A 22,748-nucleotide genomic window follows, 5' to 3' on the forward strand; every position below is an offset into this window, starting at 1 on the left:
AATGAGCCAGTTTTTCCTGTTGAGCGAGGACAGACCCGCCACCGCGAAGCATGGCGGGGAAGTCGATGCGTCCCATAAGTGGCGACTTCCCGGCGTGCGGTGCCTCGCGTGCGGCGCCACATGGAGCGACGTGGGGCACGACTACCCGTCCGTTGACCTCTCGGAGCTTCCGGAGCACCGCGAGTTCGAGAAGGCCAGACCTGAGTCCTTCCCCGAGTTTGCGCGCCTGCGCGAGTTGGTGCGTCCCCTGGTGCCCCCACATGTGGAGCTCCCCCCAGGTACGCACTTCGGTGCCTTGATGGGCCGCGCCTTCGGACGTTTCGGGCCCATTGATTGGGTGGGTGGGATAAGGCTTTTGATGCGACGGGACGCGCTAGAGCGACTTCAAGCGGAAGGCGTGCGCGGCTTGGTGGGTTGTCGCACTGAGCTTCGGTTTCGCCAAAAGGCCCCGCCAGATTTGCTGGAGCTTCAAATAGGGCCGCACGGTCGGTTGCATCCGGACTGCATTCCTCCGGACGTGCCCCCGCCGTGCCCAACCTGCGGCCGACAGTCGTTCAGTTGGCCCGAAGAACCCATACTGGACGCGGAGTCTCTACCCCCGGAGCTGGACCTGTTCCGAGTGGGTAACTTCGCAACGATGGTCATCGGCACGGCCCGCTTCGTGGACGCCGTGCGCCGCCTGGAACTGGATGGCATCATGTTCCGCGAGCTGCCGACGCGGTAGGGTGGCGGTGAGTGTCAAGGCCGATGTCGGGTGAGTCGGGTCAGCGCATCTTCGTCAAGGTGCAGCAGCCGGTGGTGCGTGGACTTGCCACCATCGCCGGGGTGCGCGTCTATACCTACAGGGGGACAGGCTATTGGGGGCCGCCCCGGGTTGATTGCACACCCTGTGCATCTGCTACGCGTCCGCCTAGAATCCGTGGCTCTCCTAGCTGAAGAGGGACACGCCCCTGGATCTGGCAACGCTCAACAAGCTGCTCGCGGTCGGTGTGCAGAACGGTGCATCGGACATCCACTTCCGGCCGGGAGACCCGCCCATCTACCGGGTCAATGGCGCGCTCCGGCCCTTGAAGATGGAGAAGCTTCACGCGGACCACACACGACAGGTGGCGGTCCATGTCGTGTCGGACCCCGAGGTGAAGAAGCAAATCGACACGCTTCAGGAGTGCGACGCGTCCTACAGCCTCCCGGGCGTGGCGCGCTTCCGGGTGAACATCTACCGGCAGCGGGGCTCGCTGGCGTGCATCCTGCGCATCATCCCGGATGAAATCCCAACCATTGACGGGCTGGGATTGCCGCAGGTGCTGAAGAAGATCGCCGGCAACGAGCGCGGGCTGGTGCTGGTGACGGGCGCGACGGGCTCGGGGAAGAGCTCCACGCTGGCGTCGATGATTGACCACATCAACCGCACGGAGAACCTGCACGTCCTCACCATCGAGGACCCCATCGAGTTCATCTACAAGAACATCAAGTCCTCCATCTCCCAGCGGGAGATTGGCCCGGACACGCAGAGCTTCGCGATTGCGCTGCGCGCGGCGCTGCGCCAGGACCCGGACGTCATCCTCGTGGGTGAGATGCGCGACACGGAGACCATCGACATCGCGCTCAAGGCGTCGGAGACGGGCCACCTGGTGCTCTCCACGGTGCACACGACGGACGCGTCCCGCACCATCAACCGACTGGTGTCGGTGTTCCCCGCCGAAGAGCAGACGATGGTGCGCATGCGCCTGGCGGACTGCCTCAAGGCCACGGTGTCGCAGCGCCTGCTGCCCCGGGCAAGCGGCAAGGGCCGCACCGTGGCGCTGGAAATCATGGTGCAGACGAAGACGGTGGAGCAGTACATCCGCGACGACCGCGCCAACGAGCTGAAGGACGTCATCGAGAAGGGCCGCGACATGTTCGGCATGCAGTCCTTCGACCAGCACCTGACGCAGCTCTACCGGGAGGGGCTCATCACCCTGGACACGGCGCAGAGCGCGGCCTCCAACCCGGCCGACTTCCAGCGCGCGCTCGAGTTCGAGTGAGCGCCGCGGCGACTCCCAGCGGAACGATATGGGTCAAAGCAGACCCGATACATCTGAATAGGTGTTACTTTTGACCTGCTGAACGGATGTCTTGGTTCGTCCGTCTCCGCGGGTTTGAAGGTCCGAAATCCAGGAACTATGCTTAGAAATTGAAGTAAAGTTTGATATTTCCGCTATTGCTGGTTATTGTCGCATTGTGTCCAGCGCCCCCTCCCCCCTGATTCGCCGTGCGCAGTCCCTCCTCGATGCCCGCCACCTGGTGGAGGCTGGCGCACTGCGTCTTCCCCTCGAGCCCACGCCCGCGCCCGCACGGCGTCACCGGAGCGTGCCCAAGGGGCCTCGGGTGATGCTCGTCTCGGAGGAGCCGCTCTTCCGGCTGGCCATGGGCCGCGAGCTGGCGTCAGACTTCGAGCTGGTCCCCACGTTGGGCATCGCGTCGGCGGACCGCCGGATGGACCTGGGCGTGGTGCCCGAGGCGGTGATTGTGGACCTGGACTCCGTGGAGCGAGCGGCCGTGCCGACCTTCCTGGCGCGGCTGGTGGACAGGGACTTGTCGGGGCCGCGCATCCTCGTGTCGTCGCACTTCCGTCCAGAGGTGGCGGCGGCCTACAGCGCCTCCAGCCTCACGCACTTCGCGCTGTCCCGTCCGTGGCGCCCGGGCGCGCTGCGCACGCTGGTGGAGTCCGTGATGGGCCTCTCCGGGCTGAGCGCCATGACGGTGGGGCGCTGAGGAACATGGGATGAGCCACGCGGCCACCATCTCCGAGCGGCTGGTGGATGCGGGCCGGGGCCTGCTCACCGGTGTCTCGAGCGCGTCGGTGGGCGTGGCCCGCAGCGTGGGCGTGGTGTTGAAGGCGATGGGCGGAGGCGTGGCGCAGTGCGCGCGCGGCCGGCCTCGCGAGGGACTGCCTCAACTGGGCCAAGGCCTGACGCGCGTGGCGCAGCTCCCCGCGGACGCCGTGTTGATGGTGGGCGGGCGCGTGCTCAGCTCGGTGCAGGTGCTGGTCGGCCTGGAGCCACCGGGCCGCCGCCTCACGGTGGAGGAAATCAGCCGCCTACGGCCCGTCTTCGGAGACAGCCTGGACTACGCGGCGGTGCGGGTGAAGGTCGGCCGGCTGGGCCTGCTGGGCCTCCCCGGGCGGGCCTTCGCGCACGGCAACACCGTCTTCGTTCCGCCTCGGAGCGGGGCCGTGGACTTCGGCCTGCTCGTCCACGAGCTGACGCACGTGTGGCAGCACCAGCACGGCGGCACGGCCTACCTGAGCGCCGCGCTGGCCGCGCAGTGGTCCGGAGATGGCTACGACTGGCGCAAGGGCGTGAGCCGCGAGAAGCGGTGGGCCCAGCTCAACCCCGAGCAACAGGCGCAGCTCATCGAGGACGCCGCCGTCGCTGGCCTCATCCCCGTCACCTCGCCTGTGTCCCCGCGCATGAAGCTCCGGGGCTGGTCCGACGCGGCGCTCGACCTGCTGGATGAGGCCGTGGTCTGCCTGCACGCGGGGCGCGGCGCGCCCTGAGCGCTCACAGCTTGGGCGGCACGCTGCGCATCCACGCCTCCGGCCACGTGCTGCGGCACCTGCCGCCCGCGTGGCTGCGGAAGCTCCAGGCGAAGCGGCCGGACATCGAGGTCGCCCTCTTCGAGTCCAAGACGCCCGCGCTGGACGTGCTGCGCTCGGGGGACACGGACCTGGTGGTGGACCACCCGCCGGCGGTGCCCGATGACGTGGAGACGCGCGAGGTGGGGCGCACGCACCCCTTCCTCGTGCTGCCCGCGCACCACCCGCAGGCGAAGCGTCCGCGGGTGCGGCTGGAGCAGCTGCGCGACGACGCGTTCATCGCCTACAGCACGGACCGGTACTCCAGGCCGCGTTGTCGCTGGCGCCCCGGCGCTGAGCCGCCGCGGGCGCTTGAACGCCAGCGGGGCCCCGTGCCCGCCTGGAAGGTCGGACGCGGAGCCCCGGAGGTGCTCGCTCAGCTGCGGGCGGGTGCTCAGCCCTGGTACTGGTGCACCGCCATGATGGGGTAGTTCATGCTGGAGATGGTGACGCGCTGCGAGCCATCCGAGTTGACGTTGTTGGAGCCGATGAACGTCGGCTTGCCGTCCTTCCAGCCCGCGAACATCACCACGTGCTGGCCGCCGTTGGTCTTCATGGAGACCACGTCACCCGGCTTCGCGTCCCTCAGGTCGATGCGCTTGAAGTTGGGGTCCCGGTCCAGCTTGGCCATCAGGCCCATCACGCTGTTGTCGTGCTGCGCGTCGGAAATCTGGCCCGACTGCTCCAGCACGGCGGACACGAAGTTGGCGCAGTTGACGTTGTTGGGGACCCAGTCCTCCATGTCCGCGCCCACGCCGTTCTTCTCCAGCTTCAGCGAGCTCGCGTTCTTGTTCAGGTGCTGTGACGCGATGTCGAAGGGGCTGCCCTTGGGGCCGCGGGTGCCGGGGCCGGAGCTGTTGGGGCCCTGCACGCCCTGCGCACCGCCGCTGCTGCCACCGGCCGTGGCGCCACCCGCGCTGCCCGCGGAGCCGCTCTCGAAGGAGTCCCGCGAACCCGGGATGTTCAGCGACTTGCCGGCGTAGATGAGGTCCGCGTTCTTGATCTGCGGGTTCGCCTTCATCAGCGCGCTGACGCTGGTGTTGTGGCGCTGCGCCAGGTGGGAGAGGGTGTCGCCCGACTTGATGCGGTAGCTGCTCATGGGGGGCTCCGTGGGGGTGTGGAGCGGCGCTGGGGGGGCGTCGCATGTACGTCTTGCACCTATTCTCGAAGCCTGAGAGACGGAGTTGCGTGCCCCTGGATTTTCAAGGCCAGCACCCCGGAACCCCCCGTGATTCCTGCGGATTTTCCAAGAGGTGGGTCGAAAAGCACTTCAAAAGGGCTTTGGGCGTCCGCGGAGGGTGCCAGCGTCGGTGAGCGGCCCTACCTTGGGCGACATGAGCGCGCCGTCCCGGAGATTGAACCTGGACTGGGTGCTGCCCTCGCTGGCGGTGGGGGGCCGCTTCCCCGTCGATACGGCGGAGCACCTCGCGGGGGCGCTGGGCATCCGCTGCGTGGTGGACGTGCGGGTGGAGGCCTGTGACGACGAGCACGTCCTGCGCGAGCACGGCATCACCTTGTTGCACCTGCCCACCGAGGACCTCCGGGCCATCCGTGGCGACCGGCTGGATGACGGCGTCGCGTGGGTGACGGAGCAGCTGGCCCGGGGCCACAAAGTCTATATCCACTGTGAGCACGGGGTGGGGCGCAGCGCGCTGCTCGCCTTGTGCGTCCTGGTGGCGCTGGGGCATCCGCCGCTGGAGGCGCTGTCCCTGGCGAAGCGGCGGCGCTGGCAGGTGTCGCCCAGCACGGAGCAGCTGCGCACCTTCATGGCGTGGGCGGACGCCTGGCGCCAGCGTCACGCGGTGACGTGGGCAGTGCCCACGCTGGAAGCGCTGGCCGCCATTGCGCACAGCCATCTGACGCAGCCGCCACCCTCTTCCCGTGGGAATGAGGACTGAGGGAGCGCCGTGATGCTGGTGTCCGGAGAACATCCGCGAGAGGTGGACCCGACCGCGGAGGCGCGTGCGCTGGCCAGCGCCTGGTGGGAGGTGGACGCGCTGCCTCCGGGCCTGACGCGTCACTCGGCGCTGGTGTCGCTGCTCATCCGCGCGGGGGAGTGGGCGCAGGGCGTCCTGGACGCGGAGCAGGTGGTCCAGCAGGGCGAGGACGGCGACACGGTGCTGGCGCGGGCCTGCGAGTCCACGCTGCTGGCGCTGGGCCGCGCGGTGGTGGCGTCCTGGACGGACGGCTTCCGCGCGGACCTGTCGCAGGTGGGCAGTGCGCTGGAGGCGCTGGGCGGATTGGGACTGCCGCAGCGGGTGCGGTGCAAGGTGCCTCGCGGGTATGCGCTTCAAGGCCTCTACCCGGAGAGCTACCTGGCGTCGGCGCGGGCGCTGCCAGCGCAGGGCGGTCCCTGGCGCGTCGTGGGCATTCGCGGCATTGGCACGGGGCTGGCGGGCGTGGTGGCCGCGGCGCTGGGCACCCAGGCGGTGTGCTTCGTCCGGCCTCGCGGGCATCCCTACCGGCGCACGTTGTCGCTGTCACCCGAGCGGACCGCGCAGCTGGTGGACGAGGCACGCGCGGGTTACCGCTTCGTGGTGGTGGACGAGGGGCCGGGGCGGTCCGGCTCGTCGTTCGGCGCGGTGGCCGAGTTCCTGGAGGCGCATGGCGTGGCGCCTTCGTCCCTGTACTTCCTGCCGGGACACGGCGGTGACGTGGGACCTCACGCAACGCCGAGGCACCGGGAGCTCTGGCGCCGTGCCCAGCGCGGGGTGGTGGACTTCGAGTCGGTGATGGTGACGCCGGCCGAGCCCGCCCATTCGCTCGCGAGCTGGGTGGAGGACGTGACGGGCAAGGCGACCGCGCCGCTGGAGGACCTGGGCGCGGGTGGCTGGCGGAAGCACCTGCTGCACGACCTGCCGAAGGCGGCGTGGCCCCCGGTGCACCGTTGGCGTGAGCGCCGCAAGTACCTGCTGCGCGCGGGCGGCCGGCCGTGGCTGCTGAAGTTCGCGGGCCTGGGGGCCTATGGCGCGCGCGCCTATCTCCAGACGCGGGTGTTGGCGGACGCGGGCTTGGGTGTGCCTGTCTCGGGGCTCAAGCACGGCTTCCTGGTGCAGCCATGGCTGGAGGAGGCGCGGCCCCTGAGCACGGTGGAGCGCGGGGGGGACCGCTGGGAGCTGGTGGCGCGCGTGGGGGCGTACCTGGGCTTCCGCTCGCGTCACTTCGGCCGGGTGGAGGATGGGTGCGGCGCCTCCTCGCGCGAGCTGTGGGAGATGGCTCGCTACAACACGGAGGTCGCGCTGGGACGCGAGGTGGCGCAGGCGCTCCATGTGTGGATTCCCCGGCTGGGCGCGCTGGAGCGGATGGTGCGCCGGACGGTGACGGACAACCGGATGCATGCGTGGGAGTGGCTGGTGTTGCCCGGTGGCCGCGTGCTCAAGGCGGATGCGGTGGACCACCACCGGGCGCATGACCTGGTGGGCTGCCAGGACCTGTCCTGGGATTTGGCGGGCGCGGCGGTGGAGCTGTCGCTGGACGCGGAGGAGCTGGCCGCGCTCTGCGCCACGGTGGAGCGCCACAAGGGCCGGCTCCCGCCCCTGGAGTTGCTGCGCTTCCACCGGCAGGCCTACCTGGCCTTCCAACTGGGGGACCATGCGCTGGCCGCCGCGTCCTACGACGCACACGCGCCGGACGAGGCGGCCCGGCTGCGGCATGCCGCGGCTCGCTACGCGGAGCTGCTGCGTTGTGAGCTGGCCCCGGCCAGCAGCCGTCCACTGACGGGCGGAGTGGGTGTGGGCGCGCAGATGTAATGACGGGCAATCCCCTCGTTACTGTCGCCCCCCGACATCTGGCGGCCCGCGGATGCCGAGGCGCTTGAAGCGGGCCAGGGCTCCGCGCATGGTGCCGGGGTGAGCTCCATTCCTCATCCTGACTTCACGGCCGCGCGCTTCTCCCACTGTCCGGACGCGCGCTTCCAGCCGGCGCCCGCGGACGGCGTGTTGCCGGAGGGCTTCTTCACCACGACGAACCTGCCTACCTACGTGCGCGTGGGCGGCGCGTGGCGCATGCCTCGCGAGCCGCGCATGGACGGGGCGCTGGTGCTGGATGCGCAGGGCGAGCTGTGGATTCGCGAAGGCCGCCGCGTGCGTGCGGGCGAGCGCGTGGTGGTGGGCTTCGCGGAGGACGGCAGCGAAGGCGTGTACGTGAACACCGCCTACCTCGCGGGTGAAGGCGAGGGCGAGTTCAAGTTCATGACGAGCGCGGTGTCTCGCGAGAAGCCCATCGACTACGCGCACATGGCCCGGGTGCTGGTGGACGAGCGCGAGCGCGGGGGCTACCCCATCTGGGTGACGGGGCCGGCGCTGGTGCATTCGCGGGCGCGCGCGGACATGACGTGGTTCGTCGCCCATGGCTTCGTGGGCGCGCTGCTGGCGGGCAACGCGGTGGCGGTGCATGACATCGAGGCCTCCATCTTCGGCACCACGCTGGGGATGAGCGGCTCGGGCGAGGCCACCTCGGGCGGCCACGGGCTGCACATGCGCGCCATCAACAAGGTGCGGGCGGCGGGCTCCATCGCCAAGGCGGTGGAGGCCGGGGTGGTTACCAACGGCATCATGCACGCGTGTGTGGTGCATGGCGTGCCCTTCGTGCTGACGGGCTCCATCCGTGACGACGGGCCGCTGCCGGACGTGGTGACGGACAACCTGGAGGCGCAGGTGGCCATGCGCGAGCACGCGGTGAAGGCCACCATGGCGGTGATGATCGCCACGGCGCTGCACGCCATCGCCACCGGCAACATGCTGCCGGCGTTCGTCACGGAGCAGGACGGCTCGCTGCGGGAGCTGCCCACCATCTGCGTGGACTCGTCCGAGTTCGTGGTGAGCAAGCTGAAGGACCGCGGCACGCACCAGGCCTTCGGCGTGGTGACGAACGCGCAGGACTTCATGCACGTCCTGCGGCTGTACGTGGAGCGGGATTTGGCGGCGCGCGGGCTGCCGGTGCCGAAGTAGCGGGCGCCTCCCGGCCGCGACGGTGGGCCTGGCACCGGTGGCCAGGCTCGCGTCGGTGTCTCCGCCTCAGAACGACTCTTCCGGGACCTCCATCAGGTCCAGGTTGCCGTGCTCCACCATGCGGGCGGCGTGGGCGACGCCGGGCAGCACCTCGTGGCAGAACCAGCGGGCGCTGGCGAGCTTGCCCACGTAGAAGGCGCGGTCCCCTGGGTTGCTCTTCATGCGCTCCTGCGCGACCTCCGCGTGGCGCACCAGCAGCCAGCCGATGACGACCTCCGCGACGGCGGCCAGCACGCGGTTGCCCTGCAGGCCCACGTGGTAGACGGACTCGCCCAGCTTGCCCATCAGCGTGCCGAGCATCGTCTCCAGGTCGCCCAGCGCGCGGCCCAGCGCGGCGCGCTCGGCCTCCAGCGCCTCGCCGGTGCGCTCGGCCGTCTCGCGAATCTGGGACAGCAGGCCCTGGAGCGTCGCGCCGCCGTCACGCGCCACCTTGCGCATGAGCAAATCGAGCGCCTGGATGTGCGTGGTGCCCTCGTAGAGCGTGTCGATTTTCTGATCCCGGATGTACTGCTCCACCGGGTAGTCCTGCAGGTAGCCGGAGCCGCCGTGGACCTGGAGCGACAGCGCCAGCAACTCGTAGGCCTTCTCCGAGCAGTAGCCCTTCACCAGCGGCAGCAGCATGTCGTTGAGCGTGTCCAGCTCGCCCGCCTCGGTGGCGCGGTGGCCGCCCTTGCGCTCCACGCCGTCCTGGATGAACGCGGTGTAGAGACACAACGCGCGCATGCCCTCCGCGTGGGCCTTCTGCGCCATCAGCATGCGGCGCACGTCGGGGTGGCGGAAGATGGGTACGCGCGGCGCCGTCTTGTCCCGGGCCTGCATCAGGTCCGCGCCCTGGAGGCGGTCCTTGGAGAAGGCCAGCGCGCGGCCGTAGCCGGCGGACAGCGTGGCCATGGACTTCACGCCCACGGCCATGCGGGCCTGCTCGATGATGTAGAACATCTGCCGGATGCCGTCGTGGACCTCGCCCAGCAGCAGGCCGCGGCAGGGCTTCCCGTCGCCGAAGGTCATCTCACAGGTGACGGAGCCCTTCAGCCCCATCTTCTTCTCCAGCTTGGTGCACACCACGCCGTTGGCTTCACCCAGGCTGCCGTCCTCGTTCACCCAGTACTTGGGCACGACGAACAGCGACAGGCCCTTGGTGCCCGGCGCCGCGCCCTCCGGACGCGCCAGCACCATGTGGATGATGTTCTCGGACATGTCCGAGTCACCGTTGGTGATGAAGCGCTTCACCCCTTCGATTTCCCAGACGTCGTCGGAGACGCGGCGGGCCTTGGTGCGGGCGGCGCCCACGTCACTGCCGGCGTCGGGCTCGGTGAGCACCATGGAGCCGCCCCAGCGGCGGTCCAGCATGTGCGGCAGGAAGCGCTGCTTTTGCGCGTCCGTTCCCAGCCGGTCGATGATGCGCGCCAGCAGGTTGCCCAGCGTGTAGAAGGCCAGCGAGGAGTTGGCGCCCACCAGCAGCTCGAACGCGGCCCAGCCCAGCGAGGGCGGCGCGCCCATTCCGCCCAGGTGCGGCGGCTGCTCCAGCAGGTGCATGCCCGCGTCGAAGAAGGCATTCATCGCCTTCTTCAGTCCCGGCGGCAGCGTCACCTCGCCATTCTCGAGCTTCGGCGGGTGGTGCTCCGGCTCCTCGTAGCTCTGGGCCAGCTCGTTGACGCTGAGCTGGGCGAACATCTGGAGCATCTGGCGCGCGGCCGTCTCGTCCAGGTCGCCAAAGGGTGCGTGGCCCAGCGAGGCGCGGCCGATATCGAGGAACTCGAAGAGGTTGAACTCGATATCGCGCAGGTTGGGGACGTAGTGGTTCGAAGACGACATCTCGGGCTCCTCGCGGGGGTGGGGCCGCGAGGCTAACCCGAGATTGATTCGCGAGTCAGTGACTCTTGAGCTGCAGGGTGGGCACCGCGCCCTCGCCGAGGACGAGGTGCACCTGGCCCACCTTGGACGCGAGGTCCTTGTAGGCCTCCAGCTCCTTGAGGCGCACCAGCAGCGGGTTCTCCGCCAGCACCTTGGCGGTCTGCGCCATGGAGCGGGTGGCGGCCGTCTCCTCGCGCCGCATGATGACGTTGGCCTCCGCTTCCTTCTGCGCCTGGATGACGCGGTTGAGCAGCTCCTTCATCTCACCCGGGAGGACGACGTCCTTGATGCCGAAGCGCAGCAGCTCCAGGCCCACGGTGTGGGCGCGGTCCTTCACCTGGGTGAAGAGGCTTTCGGCCACGGCTTCGCGCGAGGCGAGCAGCTCATCCAGCGTGCGCTCCGACACGGCCTCTCGCGCGGCCAGCTGCATGGCCAGGTAGAGGACGTCATCCGGCGCGCGGGACACGACGGCGAGCCGGCGCGCGTCCGAGACGCGGAAGGCCGCCGACAGGTTGAGGCGCAGCGTGACGCGGTCCTTCGTCATCACCTCCTGGCCGGTGACGTGGAGCAGGCGCTCGCGCAGGTCGATGACGGCCAGCTGCACCTTGCGGGCGACGGTCCACGCGGCGTGACGGCCCGGAGGAAGCTCGGCGTCCAGCACGCCCTCCACGTAGCGGAGCACGACGGTGCCCTCGGTGGCGGTGGCCTCCGTGTAGTCGCTGGCGGGGACCAGGGCCCGCACGTCGTCACGCAGCGGCGTGGTGGTGACACCCGAGGTGTCCACGCGCTCCACGCGCACGGTGGGCGCGCCGGGCTTCAGGTCGCGGCTGGGGAGGCGCTCCACCGTCCACACCTGGTGCAGGCCCCGGCCGAGCCACCGCACGGGGCGGCCCTTGTGGAAGAGGATGGCGCGCTCGTCGGCGCTCAGCTCCACGACTTGCAGGTCCGTCTCCGGCACGAGGGCCAGGAGGGCCGGGTCGAGCTGGGCGAGCGGCTGCTCGGTGCTCACTCGCACCAGCCGCACCTTCTGGAAGGGGTGGAGCAGCCAGTGCCGGCCGGGGACGAGGTATTGCTTCGGCTTCTCGTCCACCAGCACGAAGGCCCGTTCGTTCTGCCCGACATCCACACGCATGATGCTCATCGCGCACCTCCTTTCCCCCGCCGGGGGAGCTTGAAGAACCGGGACGTTTCCGTGCGCGTTGTCGCGCGTGTCCCGGGCACTGCTGAAAAGTGAGGGCCCCGCCGTTCACGGACCGGTGAGCGCGGACTGCCTGTCCTGGCCGCTTCCTGGCTGCTCGCGCCTGCGCGCCGGGTGCCTTCCGCGGACGGCGGCAGGGGCTCCCGCTGGCTGCTCGGGAGGGGCTCTGTCGCCCTGGCGGAAGGCCGGGCATCGCGGTGGGAGGAGTGGGAAGCGGTGGACCCGCGCTCAAGTCAGCTCGCGGCGGAGCCCTCTGGATTGAACGAAGGAATCGAACCTTCTCCGCAGGATTTGGACCTGTGCTCTACCAGTGAGCGAGTTCAAAGCAGGCGCGGGTTGCGGCGCCTGCTTCCTGTTGGACCTGACGGAGGCCCGGCCGGGCGGTCCGACGCGAGGAAACCACTGCGAGCGATGGACCCGGGGACGCCCCTCCGGAACCTGGGTGCAGCGCACCCACGTCAAGAGCCGGGAGCCCGGGGACAGCCCCGTGACACCTCTGGATTCCGCCGGGGCGGAGGGACGGGGGACGGCGGCTGGCCTGACAGTGGGAGCGCGTCTAGAGATTCTCCTGGCGGTCTACTCCGAGTATCCCATCCCTCAGTTGATTGGCATCACACCCTGACCATGCGAGAGACCATCGAATTCAGAATCGCCGAGCGGGATGCGCGCATGCACCTCGACTCCGGGCTGGGCGTCTCGCTAGGGGGCTCCATCCGTAAGGTGGTGTTGCCTGTCGATGATGCGCGGGTAGGGCGAATCGCGCAGCTTCATCGGGCCTATGGAGAACGTGGCGACGCGTTCTTCCTGTCGTGGAATCTCCACCGGAGCTACACCGAGAAGGAACTCCGTGCCGCGGAGCTTCTCAACCTCATTGTTCGCGCGCGGTTCGAGCCGACAGGCGCCATGTGTGGAACGACCTATGACGAGTCCTCTACATGCAGGCACTGCGGTGCGGGCGCTAGGCAAGCATCCGACCTGGTTCTCGACACCCGGCGTATTCCGAAGAGCAAGGACATCGCACAAACCATCGCGGGTGAGGTGGTGGTGTCCTCCCGATTCGCGACGGCATTCCGCGAGAGCGGCCTGCGAGGTGCGGAGTTGCGCCCCGTGCTCCATCAAGGGCGCGGAAAACCACTGTCCTCAGACTGGTTGCAGCTCATCGTGACGTCGAAGCCTCGGAGCTTGAGCACACGAACGGTGGCGGGGAACAACCCGTTCGACCTCGATGCGGATGACGCGTTCCGATGCCCGCTGGGGCACATCGCGGGGCTCAATCAAATCTCGGAGCTGTACGTTGAACGGGCCAGCCTCGACGACGCCGACGTCGCGGTGACCGACAAGCTGTTCGGCGACCGGCGTGGTGAGCTGAGGCCGGAGCCGCGCTTGCTCATCTCTCCTCGCTTCCTGGACGCTTTGGTGGCCATGAATGCAAGGGGCTATGCACTGGAGGCCGCCCACTTCGTGTGAAGGGGCGGTCGTTCTTCGTGCGACTTCACTTCACGTCGTCAGCGTCCTGGGGCACCAGCGGGATGGGCGCCTTCGCCGTCTGCTGCGCGGGCGTCGCCAGGATGGGCTCCTCAGGGTCGGTGGGCTGGAAGGAAGGTGCAGGCTTCATCGGCGTGCACTCGGCCGCGGCCGGGACGCCGGGCCGCTTCTTTCCCGAGGACGCGTGCGACGGATTCGTCTTCGCCAGCGTCGCCGAAGACAGCTCGCACATGGGCGGCGTGTCCGTATCGATGATGGGCTTCATCACCCTCGGCTGCGGCGCGGTCTGTGTTCCCTGGGACGACGAGCTCCGCCGCGCCGAGGACGACACGTCACCCCGGAGCGCCGCGTCGCTGCGCTGCGTGGAGTCAGTCTGGGTGTTCGCCAGTCCCTCGCTGCTGGACGTGGAGGTGGCCGTCGCCACCGCCGAGGGCGCGGGCTTCTTCGCCGCTTCCCCCAGCGCCTCCGCGAGCAGGTTGTTGCTCTCATGCATCTGGTCGCGCGCCCGCTCCATGCTGGCGTCGTGACGCGTGAGCTGCTCCGTGAGGGTGGCCTGGTGCTGGTTGCGCTCCTGCTCGATGCTCGCCTTCAGCGTGTCCCGCTCCCGCGCCACCTCGCTCAGCCGCTGCTCCAGCGCGCCCTTCTCCGTGTTCAGGAGGGTCTCCGCCCGGGCCATACAGGCCGCGAGGACCTTCTCCTCGGCCTCCCGCTCCGGCAGGGATTCGCTCCGGTTCCACGCCATCAGCGCGCTGCTCTGCCAGCGGTAGTCCGTGTGCATCACGCACTCCTGCACCAGCCGCGTGAGTCGGTCCTCGGACCAGACAGGCACGGGCCGGGCGCAGGGCCCCACTTCCTCCTTGAGCGTGGAGGGAAAGGCACGGGTCTGCTTCACCCAGCAACCGTCTCGCTGCTCCATCCGCACCGAGGTACACGCGCTCGCCACCATCGCGAGCGACACCGCAGCCACAAGCCTCATTGTCTCCCTCCATCCCCTGCGCCCATCGGCCCGTGCTTCTCCGCGGGACGGTAGGAACGGCACGGAGCCGCGCCCATGTCCGTGAACCCGGGCGCCGTGTGCGAATGTCCGGGGACGGACCCTCGCCGGCAGGCAAGCGAGCGTGGAACGACCCACCACGGTGCGTTGGCCAACGCTCCTGCCCGCGCGGGCGAGGCACTGTCACCCTGCTCGCGCCTGCCGGGTTGCCCTCCGTCGCGGCTTCAGCGGAGCAGCGCTTCCGTGTGGCTCAGCAGCTCCGGCCCACCGGGCCTTCCGTGCCCCGGGACCACGACGCGAGCCTCTGGGAACCGCTGTCGCGTCCGCGAGAGGCTCGCGGGCCAGGCCACCACGTCCGCGTCCTCCACGTTGCCCAGGTTCGTCGCGGCGCCGTCCTTCACGAAGCAGCCGCCGAACAGCACCCCGCTGTCCTTGTGCCACACGACGATGTTGTCCTTCGCGTGGCCGGCCCCGGGGAAGAAGAGCTCCAGGGAGCCCACCGTGCGCGTGTCAGCGAAGGTCTCCGTGGGGCCCGGCCGGCCCAGGGTCGTGGCAATCCGCGCCGTCTCCGCCAGGCCATGGACGGGGAGGCCATGCGGGACGAGCGCCGGAACACCGCCGAGGCGATCCTCGTGGAAGTGCGTCACCACCGCCGCGCGGACCGGACGCCGAAGCGTGTCCCGGGCCCAGTCGAGCAGCAGCGCGCCCTGCCGTGCATCCCAGCCCGTGTCGACCAGCAGGGCCGTTTCATCTTCCTCGATGATGAGCCCGTTGGTGGAGACGCGGCCGTATGGCTCCAACGTCATCACCGTGACGTGCAACCACACGCCAGGCGCGAGCTTCCGCACGCTCACGTCATCCGCCAGCACGTACTCGTCCGGACCCTGCGCCTTCGCGGGGACACTCCGCTCCACCGACGCGGCGGGTGGGGTTCGGGTGCAGGCGGTGCTCAGCGCGAGCAGGGCAGTGGCACAAAGCCAACGAAGGGGAAGCAGCGTCATCGTCAAGAGGCCTCGGCGGCGGCGATGCCGCGTCGGAGTGGAGGGGTTCGAGCGGCCCCGGTTGTACCGAATCAGTGCGTCTCGGAGAGATGGGAGGTGGTGAGCCAGACCTTGCCGTCGAACCGGTAGATCCAGGTGGCATTCCCCTCACCCCAGTCGACCAGTCCCTGTCCCGGAGGCAGGGACGCGTCATTGGAGACGTAGCGCTGAAGGCAGCTCAACTCGCGCGGCAGCGTCTGGACTTCCCTCATGTACCCGCCCCGTGTGAAGAGCACCTGCACGGGGACAGACCGGTTGCACGAGTAGCCCTCGCCCGGAAAGGCGTAGTCCTGCTCACCATCCTGGTCGAAGTCACCCGGCACGCACGGCCATCCGCTCGCTCTCAGGACCTCCGGGTCCACGCCCACTTCCACGAGGTGGGGCGCTGCGTCTCCGACGGTGCCCTTGCACAGGCACCGGAAGTTCGTCTCCGGGTCGCAGCCCTCATCCACGAGCGCCACCGCGACCCGTTGCGGCGTCGCCTCGCCACGGAGGGGCGCTTCCGTACATCCCACTGCCACTGCCAGCACAGACGCCCCGATGCAGGTCCAACGCAGCTGATTCACGTGTCGATGCCTCCTGGGAGGGCGCCAGTGCAAGCTCCGTGCACACCTTGGAATGGCCGGTTCGTGGCCCTCAGGCAACGAAAGCGCGGCCCCAGAGCCACACGCTCAGCGCCGCTCCACCTCCCACCAGCCGAACCACATGGTCCGCTGCTCCGTGAGCTGGACCCAGCCGGGCGCATGCGCGTACGCGCGAGGGAGCAGCCCCGCCGCCGTGACGGCCCGAGCGGTCTCCTCGAACGAGTACAGGTGCAGCGTCACCGCCGGCCCCGCCGTCTGAATGGGCTGCGCGGGCGCTTCGTGTCCTTCCAGCCCTGGCCGCCGCTCCAGCACGGTGAAGAGCAGCTTGCCGCCCGGCTCCAGCGCCTCCGCGAGGTGCTTCAGCACGCGGGGCAGGTCGTCGCAGAAGTCCAGGCAGCCGATGGCGAGCGCGACGGTGAAGCGGCCCCACTCGGAAGGAATCGCCTGGTGGTAGCTGTGCGCATGCCACGCGCCCCCGGGCCTCGCCGTCCGGGCCAGCGCGAGCATCTCCTCGGAGAGGTCGGTGCCGACCACGGCGATGGAGGCGTCCAGGCCCCGGGTGTGGAGCCCCGGCCCGCACCCCACGTCGAGCACTCGGGCGCCGGGCGCCACCACCGTCGCGAGGAAGCGCTCCACCCGCTCCTCGTACCGGTGCAGGGCGGGGAAGAGCGCCTCGTAGGCCGAGGCAATCTCTCCGTACACCTGCTTCACGCCCGCTTCCTGTGCATCCCGAGACACGGTTCCTCCGGCGCGTGCGCGCGCCCTGGCGGCGGACCTGCTTCGCTCAGGCACACGCACCGGAACCGGCGTGCCGCACCCGCCGAGGCCTTCCTCGGCGGGGAACCCTAGCATGCGGCGCCTGCCTCAGTCCGTGACCTGCCGGAACACCGCGAGCGAGCGGCCGATGAGCTCGAACGTCGCGCCCTTCACCGGCTCCGGTCCCCGGTTGTCGTCGGTGGTGCAGAGCTCCAGCTCCCACCGCTGGCCCTGCGCGGCGGGCGGCAGCTTGTACGTCACCGGCTCATGGTGCGAGTTGAGCAGCACCAGCAGCGCGTCACCGATGATGCGCTGCCCGCGCTCGTCCGGCGTGGGGATGGCGTCGCCGCCCAGGAGGAACGCCAGCGAGCGCACGAAGGGCTTCTCCCAGTCCTCCGCCTTCATCTCCGTTCCATCCGGCCGGAACCACGTCAGGTCCTTGTGCTCGGAGTCCCACAGGTGCTGGCCCTTGAAGAAGCGGCGGCGCTGGAGCACCGGCTGGCGGTGGCGGAAGTGGATGAGCTTGCGGGTGAACTCCAGCAGCTTCTGCCGCCGCTCATCCAGGTTCCAGTCCACCCACGACAGCGCGTTGTCCTGGCAGTACGCGTTGTTGTTGCCGCCCTGCGTGCGGCCCATCTCGTCACCCGCGACAATCATCGGGATGCCGGTGGACAGGAAGAGCGAGGCCAGCAGGTTGCGCTTCTGCCGTTCGCGCAGGGCGATGACGTCCGCGTTGTCCGTCTCACCCTCCACGCCGCAGTTCCACGACTGGTTGTCGTCCGCGCCGTCGCGGTTGTGCTCGCCGTTGGCCTCGTTGTGCTTGTGGCTGTACGTCACCAGGTCGTGCAGCGTGAAGCCGTCATGCGCGGTGACGAAGTTGATGCTCGCCTGGGGCCGGCGGCGCGCCTCCGCGTACAGGTCCGCGTTGCCCGTGAGCCGGTAGCCCATCTCACTGGCGAGGTTCTCGTCACCCTTCCAGTAGCGGCGCAGCCCGTCCCGGTACTTGCCGTTCCACTCGCGCCAGGGCGAAGGAAAGCCGCCCACCTGGTAGCCGCCGAGGCCCACGTCCCAGGGCTCGGCGATGAGCTTCACGCGGCCCAGCACCGGGTCCTGGTGGAGAATCTGGAACAGCGCCGCGTCGCGGTCGAACGCGCCTTCACCCGTGCGGCCCAACACCGTGGCCAGGTCGAAGCGGAACCCGTCCACGTGCATCTCCGTCACCCAGTAGCGGAGGCTGTCGATGATGAGCCGCGCCGCCTGCGGGTTGGACGCGTTGACGCTGTTGCCGCACCCGGTGAAGTCCAGGTAGTGCCGCCCGTCCGGCATCAGCCAGTAGTAGCTCGCGTTGTCGATGCCCTTGAGCGACAGCGTGGGCCCCAGGTGGTTGCCCTCGCAGGTGTGGTTGTAGACGACGTCGAGGATGACCTCGATGCCCGCGGTGTGCAGGTCCCTCACCATCGCCTTGAACTCGGCGACGGCGGCGCCGGGCGTCTTGCGGCTGGCGTAGTACTGCTCCGGCGCGAAGTACCCCAGCGTGTTGTAGCCCCAGAAGTTGGACAGCTTCTTGTCGTCCAGGAACGAGTCGTCCGCGAAGGCATGCACCGGCAGCAGCTCCACCGACGTGACGCCCAGCTTCTGCAGGTGCTCGATGACGGGCGGGCAGGCCAGGCCCGCGTAGGTGCCGCGCAGGTGCTCGGGCACGCCGGGGTGGCGCATGGTGAGGCCGCGCACGTGGGCCTCGTACAGCACCGTCTTGCGCCAGCTGATGTCCGGGCGCCGGTCATTGCCCCAGTCGAAGAAGTCGCTCACCACCACGGACTTGGGCACGCCCGCCGCGCTGTCGCGTTCGTCGCGCGCCAGGTCCTGCTGCGCGTGCCCCAGCGGATAGCCGAACACCGGCTGGCGCCAGTCCACGTCGCCGTAGAGCGCCTTGGCGTAGGGGTCCACCAGCAGCTTGTGCGGATTGCAGCGGTGGCCCTTCGCGGGCTCATACGGGCCATGGACGCGCAGCCCGTAGAGCGTGCCCGGCTCCAGGCCCGGCACGTAGCCGTGGTGCACGAAGTCCGTGGACTCCGACAGGTCGAACCGTTCGATTTCGCGCGTCGGGTCCGTGGGGTCGAACAGGCAGACCTCCACGCGGGTCGCGACCTGGGAGTAGACGGCGAAGTTGACCCCAGAACCATCGAAGGTGGCGCCACGAGGCCAGGGCTTGCCCGGCCAGACTTCCCTACTCATTGCAGGCTCTCGATTCTGAAGGAAAGGCCCGCCCAATGTGGGATGGCCCCTCTGGGCTGGCAAGCGTCACGCGGCGGCAGCGTGGTCCAGTGAGCGCCAGGTTCCCAGCGCCCAGTCCTGCTCGTCCGGGTCGGCGAAGCTCACCACGCACAGGGCGCGGCGCTTGCCCGAGCTGCACAAGGCGGTCAGCCGGCACTCGCCCGGCTCCACGCGGAGCGAGGCCCGTCCGCTGACGCGCACGCCGTGGTGCTCCAGGTCCATGGCCCGGCGCTCCATGAAGGAGGGCATGAGGCCGTCGGCGCCGCCGTCCTCCAAGGGGACGAAGCGCACGCTGCGCCGGTGGTCCCGCGCCACCCACGTTCCATCCTGCAGGTGCGCCTCCGCGAGCGACCCCGGAATGCGAATCTCCCAGCCCGCTGGCAGCGCCACCTGGACCACGCCGCGCCGGTAGCCCAGGGGCGGGCCGCCGGGGGCCTGCGAGGCGCGCCGGTGGACTTCCTCGGCCAGGGTGCCGCCCACGCCCAGGAAGCCGAGCACCTCCTGCCACTCCCGCCAGGGGTAGGGCAGGGACGGGTCCTCGCGCCAGGCCTGCTCCAGCAGGCGGGCCACGTCGCGCATCAGGTGGCGCTCGTCGTCCAGCAGCGGTGGGCGCCAGACCACGTCCGTCCACAGGCGGCACCGCGCGCGGTTGAGCCGCATGCGCGCGTCGATGCCCGGCGTCCACCAGGGGAACACGTCGATGCCGCGGCGCGGGTCCTCGTACACGTCCACCAGCCAGCGCGCGTCGCGTGGCCCCAGCGGCGTGAGCAGCGCGCCGGGATATTCGAAGGTGTGGCCGAAGCGCATGGACAGCGCGAAGCCCGATTCGCCGTGGCTTCGCATGCGCAGCACCCGCCCCACGGCCTCCTGGAGCGACGCCAGCATGTGCACGTCCACGGGCCCGGCGTCTCCAGTGTGGAAGTAGCCGGTGGGGTCCCCTCCCTTCGAGGCCGCGCGTCCCTCCGCCCAGGCGATGTCGAGCGCCTCACCCATGGCCCTCAGCGTATCACAGAGGAAGCGGTGGTAGCCGGGGCCCACGGCGGAGGTCTCCGCGGACACGGAGACTTGGGCGCCCGAGGTGGCCACCAACGCGACCTCGTCCGCCGCTGGGTGCAGCCGCAGCCGGAGCGTGGGGGCGCCCAGGGGGCCAGTGCCCAGGAAGGCGCTTTCGAGCAGCTCGCCGTGGTGCTCGTGAAACCACGACGACATCCGCTGGAGCCAGGGGATGGGGCCCTCGGGAGGGGAGAACAGGTGTTCGCTTCCCCGTCGCCTTCCGGCCAATGCCAACTTCACGCTCATCTCATCCCACCCCGCTTCTGAACCGCGGTTCAGGTTCTGTTCACTATTTCAGCGTGGCTCTCCTCGAAGGTGCCACTGACGGGCAGTGGCTGCCCGCTCGTCCTCAACGTGGTCACGCACGGCAGGCGTGGGTGCATCCATACGGCGGGCCGTGTGCGGGCAGCCCATCCGAAGTCATCAGCATCCGTGCAGGCAGGGGGCCCGCTGCCAGGTGCCCTTTGGGGAGGGCGCCCCCAAGTTGGAGGAAAGGAGGCCGCCATGAGCAAGAAGGACGTGTTGCACATTCCACCTGAGTCCGTACCCACCGCGCCTGACCGGAACGCAGACACCGAGGACGCGCAGCGCTCGCCGCGCGGCAGTCCGCCCGCGCTGCATCCGGAGGGTGGTCCCGCCGGCACGCCGGGGACGGGTGGCAGCCAACGCATCATCGAGCCGGTGAAGTCACCGCAGCCGCATCCGGGCTTCAGCGTGAGCTGAGTCCGTCGCTGATGACGCACAGGGCGATGCCCGCGGCACGGTCGCCGCGGGCATCGTCTTTTTCGCTGTCGTGTTTCGCGCCACAAAGGGCAATGCCCGCGGCACGGTTGCCGCGGGCATCGTCTTGCCGCCGTGAAGTGCGGGCCGGCTTAGCGCGTGGAGTCCGTCTCCGGGAGCGGCGTGGGCGGCGTCATCCGGGTGTCCGGATCCATCATGCCGCTGCCGCCGGTGCCCGGCTCCAGCGTGGAGTCGTCATCGGCCTCCAGGTCCGCGGGGTCCGAGGTGTCGAGCGGCTCGACGTCACCCGCGCCGCCAGTGCCCGGCTCGCTGCTCATGTCCGGGTCCAGGTTCGGGTCCACTTCCGTACCGGTGCCCGGGTTCAGCGTCGGGTCCGCGTTGGGGTCCATGCTGTTCGGGTCCACGGTCTCCGACTCCGGAGACAGGGCCGGGTCATCCATGCCCGTGCCGCCCGTGCCAGGTGGTGTCGTGGTGTCCGTGCTGGTGCCGGTGTTCGGGTCACTCATCGTGCCCATGCCGCTGGTGTCCGTGGTGTCCGTCGTTTCTCGGGTCGCGCCCGAGTCGGACTTACAGGCGGTGCCAAAGGCGAGGGCACCGGCGGCGAGAGAGGCAAGGACGGCCTTCGTCTTGAGGAACTTCGTCATGGTTCGTTCTCCGGTCGGTGGGTGTCTGGCTGCTGCTGGCCGGGAACGTGAGCAGCCGATGAGCGGTCTGCTAGAGGCCCCTCCCATGGCCGCTTGCTCTCCAGGCGGCGGCGGGAATGAGACGCGGGGGCGGCTTGATAAACGCGCAGTGTCCTTCAGTCGGCGCTGTTGGGGCCCACCAGTCGCGGGCGGTCGTCTCCCCGGTTGCCCTGCGCGCGCCTGCGGAGCGAGTCGCGCCAGTTCGGCGTCAGCAGGGGACACTCCGCCAGCAACGCGGCGTCCTCCGGCGCGTGGCCGTGCATGGCGTGGTGGGCGAAGGCGACGGTGAAGGTGGGGAAGGGCCGCTCGAGCAACGCCACCGCGTCGCCTACCTGGACGGGCCCTTCCTCCAGCACGCGGTAGTACCAGCCGGTGCGGCCGGTCTGCTGGAGCAGCAGCGACAGGTCGCGCTGTCCCCAGCGGCGCGCGGGCTTCCAGCAGGGCTGGCGAGGCTGGGACACCTGTACGCGTGCGCCGCCCACGCGCAGCACGTCTCCGATGCAGACGTCCGCCTCCGTGCCCTGGGAGAACACCCAGTTCTCACCGAAGGCACCGGGGCCGACGTCGTCTCGCGCCAGGCGTTCGCGCCAGAAGTCGTAGTGCGTGACGGGGTAGGCGAGGACCGCCTTCTCCGGACCGCCATGGACCTTGCGGTCCGCCTGGCCATCTCCGGCGAGCCCCGTGCGTGACAGCCACACCGGGCCTGTCACCGGCTCCTTGAAGATGGCGCTGGTCCAGGGCCGCTCCAGCGGCGAGGTGGCACCGGCCACGCCCAGCTCCCGGGGCATGCCCACTCGCAGCGACAACAGGCGCGTCACGAGGGTCTCCATGCCCGTGGGACAAAGCAGGCGCGGACGTACCTGTCCAGCACGGCAACGCCCCATCCGCGACACCGCGAGGCCCGCGGTGCCGGGATGGGGCGCTGCTTCAGGGTGACGCCGCGGGGGCTAGAAGCCGGTGCCCGCGTCGTTCAGGACGCCGGAGGGCGCGGGGACGGTGTTGGATGTCCCGGTGCCCGTCGGGGCGTCGAGCCCGGGCGTGGTGCCGATGCCCGGCGTGGGCAGCACCCCGGAGCCGCCCGTGCCCGCGTCCGCGCTGTAGGGCGTGGTGCCGGGGACAGTGGACGTGGCGCCCTCCGCGCCCGTGTCGTAGGGCGTGGTGCCGGAGCCGCCCGTGCCCGGCGTCGTCGAGGACGTTCCCGGGGGCAGGGTGTTGGGGTTCGTCGCCGGGGGCAGGGTGTTGGGGTTGGTGTTCGTCGAGCCCGTCTGCGGCGTCGTGCCGGGGCCCGTGCCCGGCGTGGTGTTGCCCGGCGCGGTGCCCGGCGTCACCGTCTGTCCGGTGGACGGGTCCACCTGCGCCACCTGCACCGGCGCCTCCGTCGCGCTGCACGCGGCTCCCAACGCCAGGGTGCCCGCCAGTGCTCCGGCCCACATCCAACCCCGCTTCATCTGCTTCGCCATG

At 69.8% G+C, this 22,748-nt stretch carries 22 protein-coding genes and 1 tRNA gene; 10 read left to right on the forward strand and 13 right to left on the reverse strand.

What is annotated here, in order from left to right:
- The first annotated feature begins 1 nt into the window (after position 1).
- The 5 genes from sitI6 to KGD87_RS28880 all read left to right on the forward strand — a co-directional run bounded on the left by sitI6 (position 2) and on the right by KGD87_RS28880 (position 4,047).
- Complete coding sequence (gene sitI6 / locus KGD87_RS28860) at positions 2–724, forward strand: SitI6 family double-CXXCG motif immunity protein (protein WP_284664176.1); 723 nt, start codon at positions 2–4, stop codon at positions 722–724.
- A gap of 250 nt (positions 725–974) precedes the next feature.
- Positions 975–2,024: a type IV pilus twitching motility protein PilT gene (locus KGD87_RS28865; RefSeq protein ID WP_284668701.1), complete on the forward strand. Its 1,050-nt coding sequence runs from the start codon at positions 975–977 to the stop codon at positions 2,022–2,024.
- 196 nt (positions 2,025–2,220) lie between these two features.
- Entirely contained in the window at positions 2,221–2,754 is a 534-nt protein-coding gene (locus KGD87_RS28870) for a hypothetical protein (RefSeq protein WP_284664177.1), read from the forward strand.
- A 10-nt stretch (positions 2,755–2,764) separates the two neighbouring features.
- Positions 2,765–3,538 (forward strand): DUF4157 domain-containing protein, encoded by a 774-nt coding sequence (locus tag KGD87_RS28875; RefSeq protein WP_284664178.1) that lies wholly within the window; start codon positions 2,765–2,767, stop codon positions 3,536–3,538.
- Between the two features lie 11 nt (positions 3,539–3,549).
- On the forward strand, positions 3,550–4,047 hold the full coding sequence (locus KGD87_RS28880) for a LysR substrate-binding domain-containing protein (protein ID WP_284664179.1): 498 nt from the start codon (positions 3,550–3,552) through the stop codon (positions 4,045–4,047).
- Here KGD87_RS28880 and KGD87_RS28885 read toward each other — a convergent pair.
- A complete protein-coding gene (locus KGD87_RS28885) occupies positions 4,011–4,715 on the reverse strand; it encodes a C40 family peptidase (RefSeq protein ID WP_284664180.1) in 705 nt (234 codons plus the stop codon). The genes KGD87_RS28880 and KGD87_RS28885 overlap by 37 nt on opposite strands.
- A gap of 211 nt (positions 4,716–4,926) precedes the next feature.
- Here KGD87_RS28885 and KGD87_RS28890 point away from each other — a divergent pair, with 211 nt between their 5' ends.
- From KGD87_RS28890 to KGD87_RS28900, 3 genes are all read left to right on the forward strand, one after another.
- Positions 4,927–5,514 carry a protein-tyrosine phosphatase family protein gene (locus KGD87_RS28890; protein WP_284664181.1) on the forward strand — a complete coding sequence of 196 codons (588 nt, stop codon included), beginning with the start codon at positions 4,927–4,929 and terminating at the stop codon, positions 5,512–5,514.
- 12 nt (positions 5,515–5,526) lie between these two features.
- Positions 5,527–7,365: a hypothetical protein gene (locus tag KGD87_RS28895; RefSeq protein ID WP_284668702.1), complete on the forward strand. Its 1,839-nt coding sequence runs from the start codon at positions 5,527–5,529 to the stop codon at positions 7,363–7,365.
- A gap of 99 nt (positions 7,366–7,464) precedes the next feature.
- Positions 7,465–8,565 carry a putative NPN-dependent ornithine cyclodeaminase gene (locus tag KGD87_RS28900; RefSeq protein ID WP_284664182.1) on the forward strand — a complete coding sequence of 367 codons (1,101 nt, stop codon included), beginning with the start codon at positions 7,465–7,467 and terminating at the stop codon, positions 8,563–8,565.
- Between the two features lie 66 nt (positions 8,566–8,631).
- On the opposite strand, the gene KGD87_RS28905 is transcribed toward KGD87_RS28900, so the two are convergent.
- The 3 genes from KGD87_RS28905 to KGD87_RS28915 form a co-directional block, all read right to left on the reverse strand.
- Positions 8,632–10,440, reverse strand: coding sequence for an acyl-CoA dehydrogenase (locus KGD87_RS28905; RefSeq protein ID WP_284664183.1), 1,809 nt, complete (start codon positions 10,438–10,440; stop codon positions 8,632–8,634).
- A gap of 55 nt (positions 10,441–10,495) precedes the next feature.
- Complete coding sequence (locus KGD87_RS28910; protein ID WP_284664184.1) at positions 10,496–11,620, reverse strand: slipin family protein; 1,125 nt, start codon at positions 11,618–11,620, stop codon at positions 10,496–10,498.
- Positions 11,621–11,931: 311 nt separating this feature from the next.
- Positions 11,932–12,001: transfer RNA gene (locus tag KGD87_RS28915), tRNA-OTHER, on the reverse strand.
- A 300-nt stretch (positions 12,002–12,301) separates the two neighbouring features.
- Here KGD87_RS28915 and KGD87_RS28920 point away from each other — a divergent pair.
- Positions 12,302–13,144 carry a hypothetical protein gene (locus tag KGD87_RS28920; protein ID WP_284664185.1) on the forward strand — a complete coding sequence of 281 codons (843 nt, stop codon included), beginning with the start codon at positions 12,302–12,304 and terminating at the stop codon, positions 13,142–13,144.
- A gap of 25 nt (positions 13,145–13,169) precedes the next feature.
- Here the strand turns inward: KGD87_RS28920 and KGD87_RS28925 are convergent, their stop codons facing one another.
- The 6 genes from KGD87_RS28925 to KGD87_RS28950 all read right to left on the reverse strand — a co-directional run bounded on the left by KGD87_RS28925 (position 13,170) and on the right by KGD87_RS28950 (position 20,109).
- Positions 13,170–14,138, reverse strand: a complete 969-nt coding sequence (locus tag KGD87_RS28925; RefSeq protein ID WP_284664186.1) for a hypothetical protein — start codon at positions 14,136–14,138, stop codon at positions 13,170–13,172.
- A gap of 242 nt (positions 14,139–14,380) precedes the next feature.
- Positions 14,381–15,157 carry an MYX family subclass B1 metallo-beta-lactamase gene (gene blaMYX, locus KGD87_RS28930; RefSeq protein ID WP_284664187.1) on the reverse strand — a complete coding sequence of 259 codons (777 nt, stop codon included), beginning with the start codon at positions 15,155–15,157 and terminating at the stop codon, positions 14,381–14,383.
- Positions 15,158–15,228: 71 nt separating this feature from the next.
- Positions 15,229–15,762, reverse strand: a complete 534-nt coding sequence (locus tag KGD87_RS28935; protein ID WP_284664188.1) for a hypothetical protein — start codon at positions 15,760–15,762, stop codon at positions 15,229–15,231.
- Between the two features lie 105 nt (positions 15,763–15,867).
- The gene (locus tag KGD87_RS28940) at positions 15,868–16,632 is read right to left on the reverse strand and encodes a class I SAM-dependent DNA methyltransferase (protein WP_284664189.1); all 765 of its coding nucleotides are present in this window, start codon (positions 16,630–16,632) and stop codon (positions 15,868–15,870) included.
- Between the two features lie 12 nt (positions 16,633–16,644).
- The gene (glgX, locus tag KGD87_RS28945) at positions 16,645–18,771 is read right to left on the reverse strand and encodes a glycogen debranching protein GlgX (protein WP_284664190.1); all 2,127 of its coding nucleotides are present in this window, start codon (positions 18,769–18,771) and stop codon (positions 16,645–16,647) included.
- A 66-nt stretch (positions 18,772–18,837) separates the two neighbouring features.
- The gene (locus KGD87_RS28950; RefSeq protein WP_284664191.1) at positions 18,838–20,109 is read right to left on the reverse strand and encodes a hypothetical protein; all 1,272 of its coding nucleotides are present in this window, start codon (positions 20,107–20,109) and stop codon (positions 18,838–18,840) included.
- A 258-nt stretch (positions 20,110–20,367) separates the two neighbouring features.
- Here KGD87_RS28950 and KGD87_RS28955 point away from each other — a divergent pair, with 258 nt between their 5' ends.
- Positions 20,368–20,586, forward strand: a complete 219-nt coding sequence (locus KGD87_RS28955; protein WP_284664192.1) for a hypothetical protein — start codon at positions 20,368–20,370, stop codon at positions 20,584–20,586.
- A gap of 149 nt (positions 20,587–20,735) precedes the next feature.
- On the opposite strand, the gene KGD87_RS28960 is transcribed toward KGD87_RS28955, so the two are convergent.
- The 3 genes from KGD87_RS28960 to KGD87_RS28970 all read right to left on the reverse strand — a co-directional run bounded on the left by KGD87_RS28960 (position 20,736) and on the right by KGD87_RS28970 (position 22,747).
- Positions 20,736–21,248 carry a hypothetical protein gene (locus KGD87_RS28960; RefSeq protein ID WP_284664193.1) on the reverse strand — a complete coding sequence of 171 codons (513 nt, stop codon included), beginning with the start codon at positions 21,246–21,248 and terminating at the stop codon, positions 20,736–20,738.
- 155 nt (positions 21,249–21,403) lie between these two features.
- Complete coding sequence (locus KGD87_RS28965) at positions 21,404–22,105, reverse strand: MOSC domain-containing protein (protein WP_284664194.1); 702 nt, start codon at positions 22,103–22,105, stop codon at positions 21,404–21,406.
- 129 nt (positions 22,106–22,234) lie between these two features.
- Positions 22,235–22,747, reverse strand: coding sequence for an Erp protein (locus KGD87_RS28970; RefSeq protein ID WP_284664195.1), 513 nt, complete (start codon positions 22,745–22,747; stop codon positions 22,235–22,237).
- Between the last annotated feature and the right edge of the window lies 1 nt (position 22,748).

This window comes from Myxococcus sp. SDU36 (assembly GCF_030168875.1).
GTDB lineage: Bacteria > Myxococcota > Myxococcia > Myxococcales > Myxococcaceae > Myxococcus > Myxococcus vastator.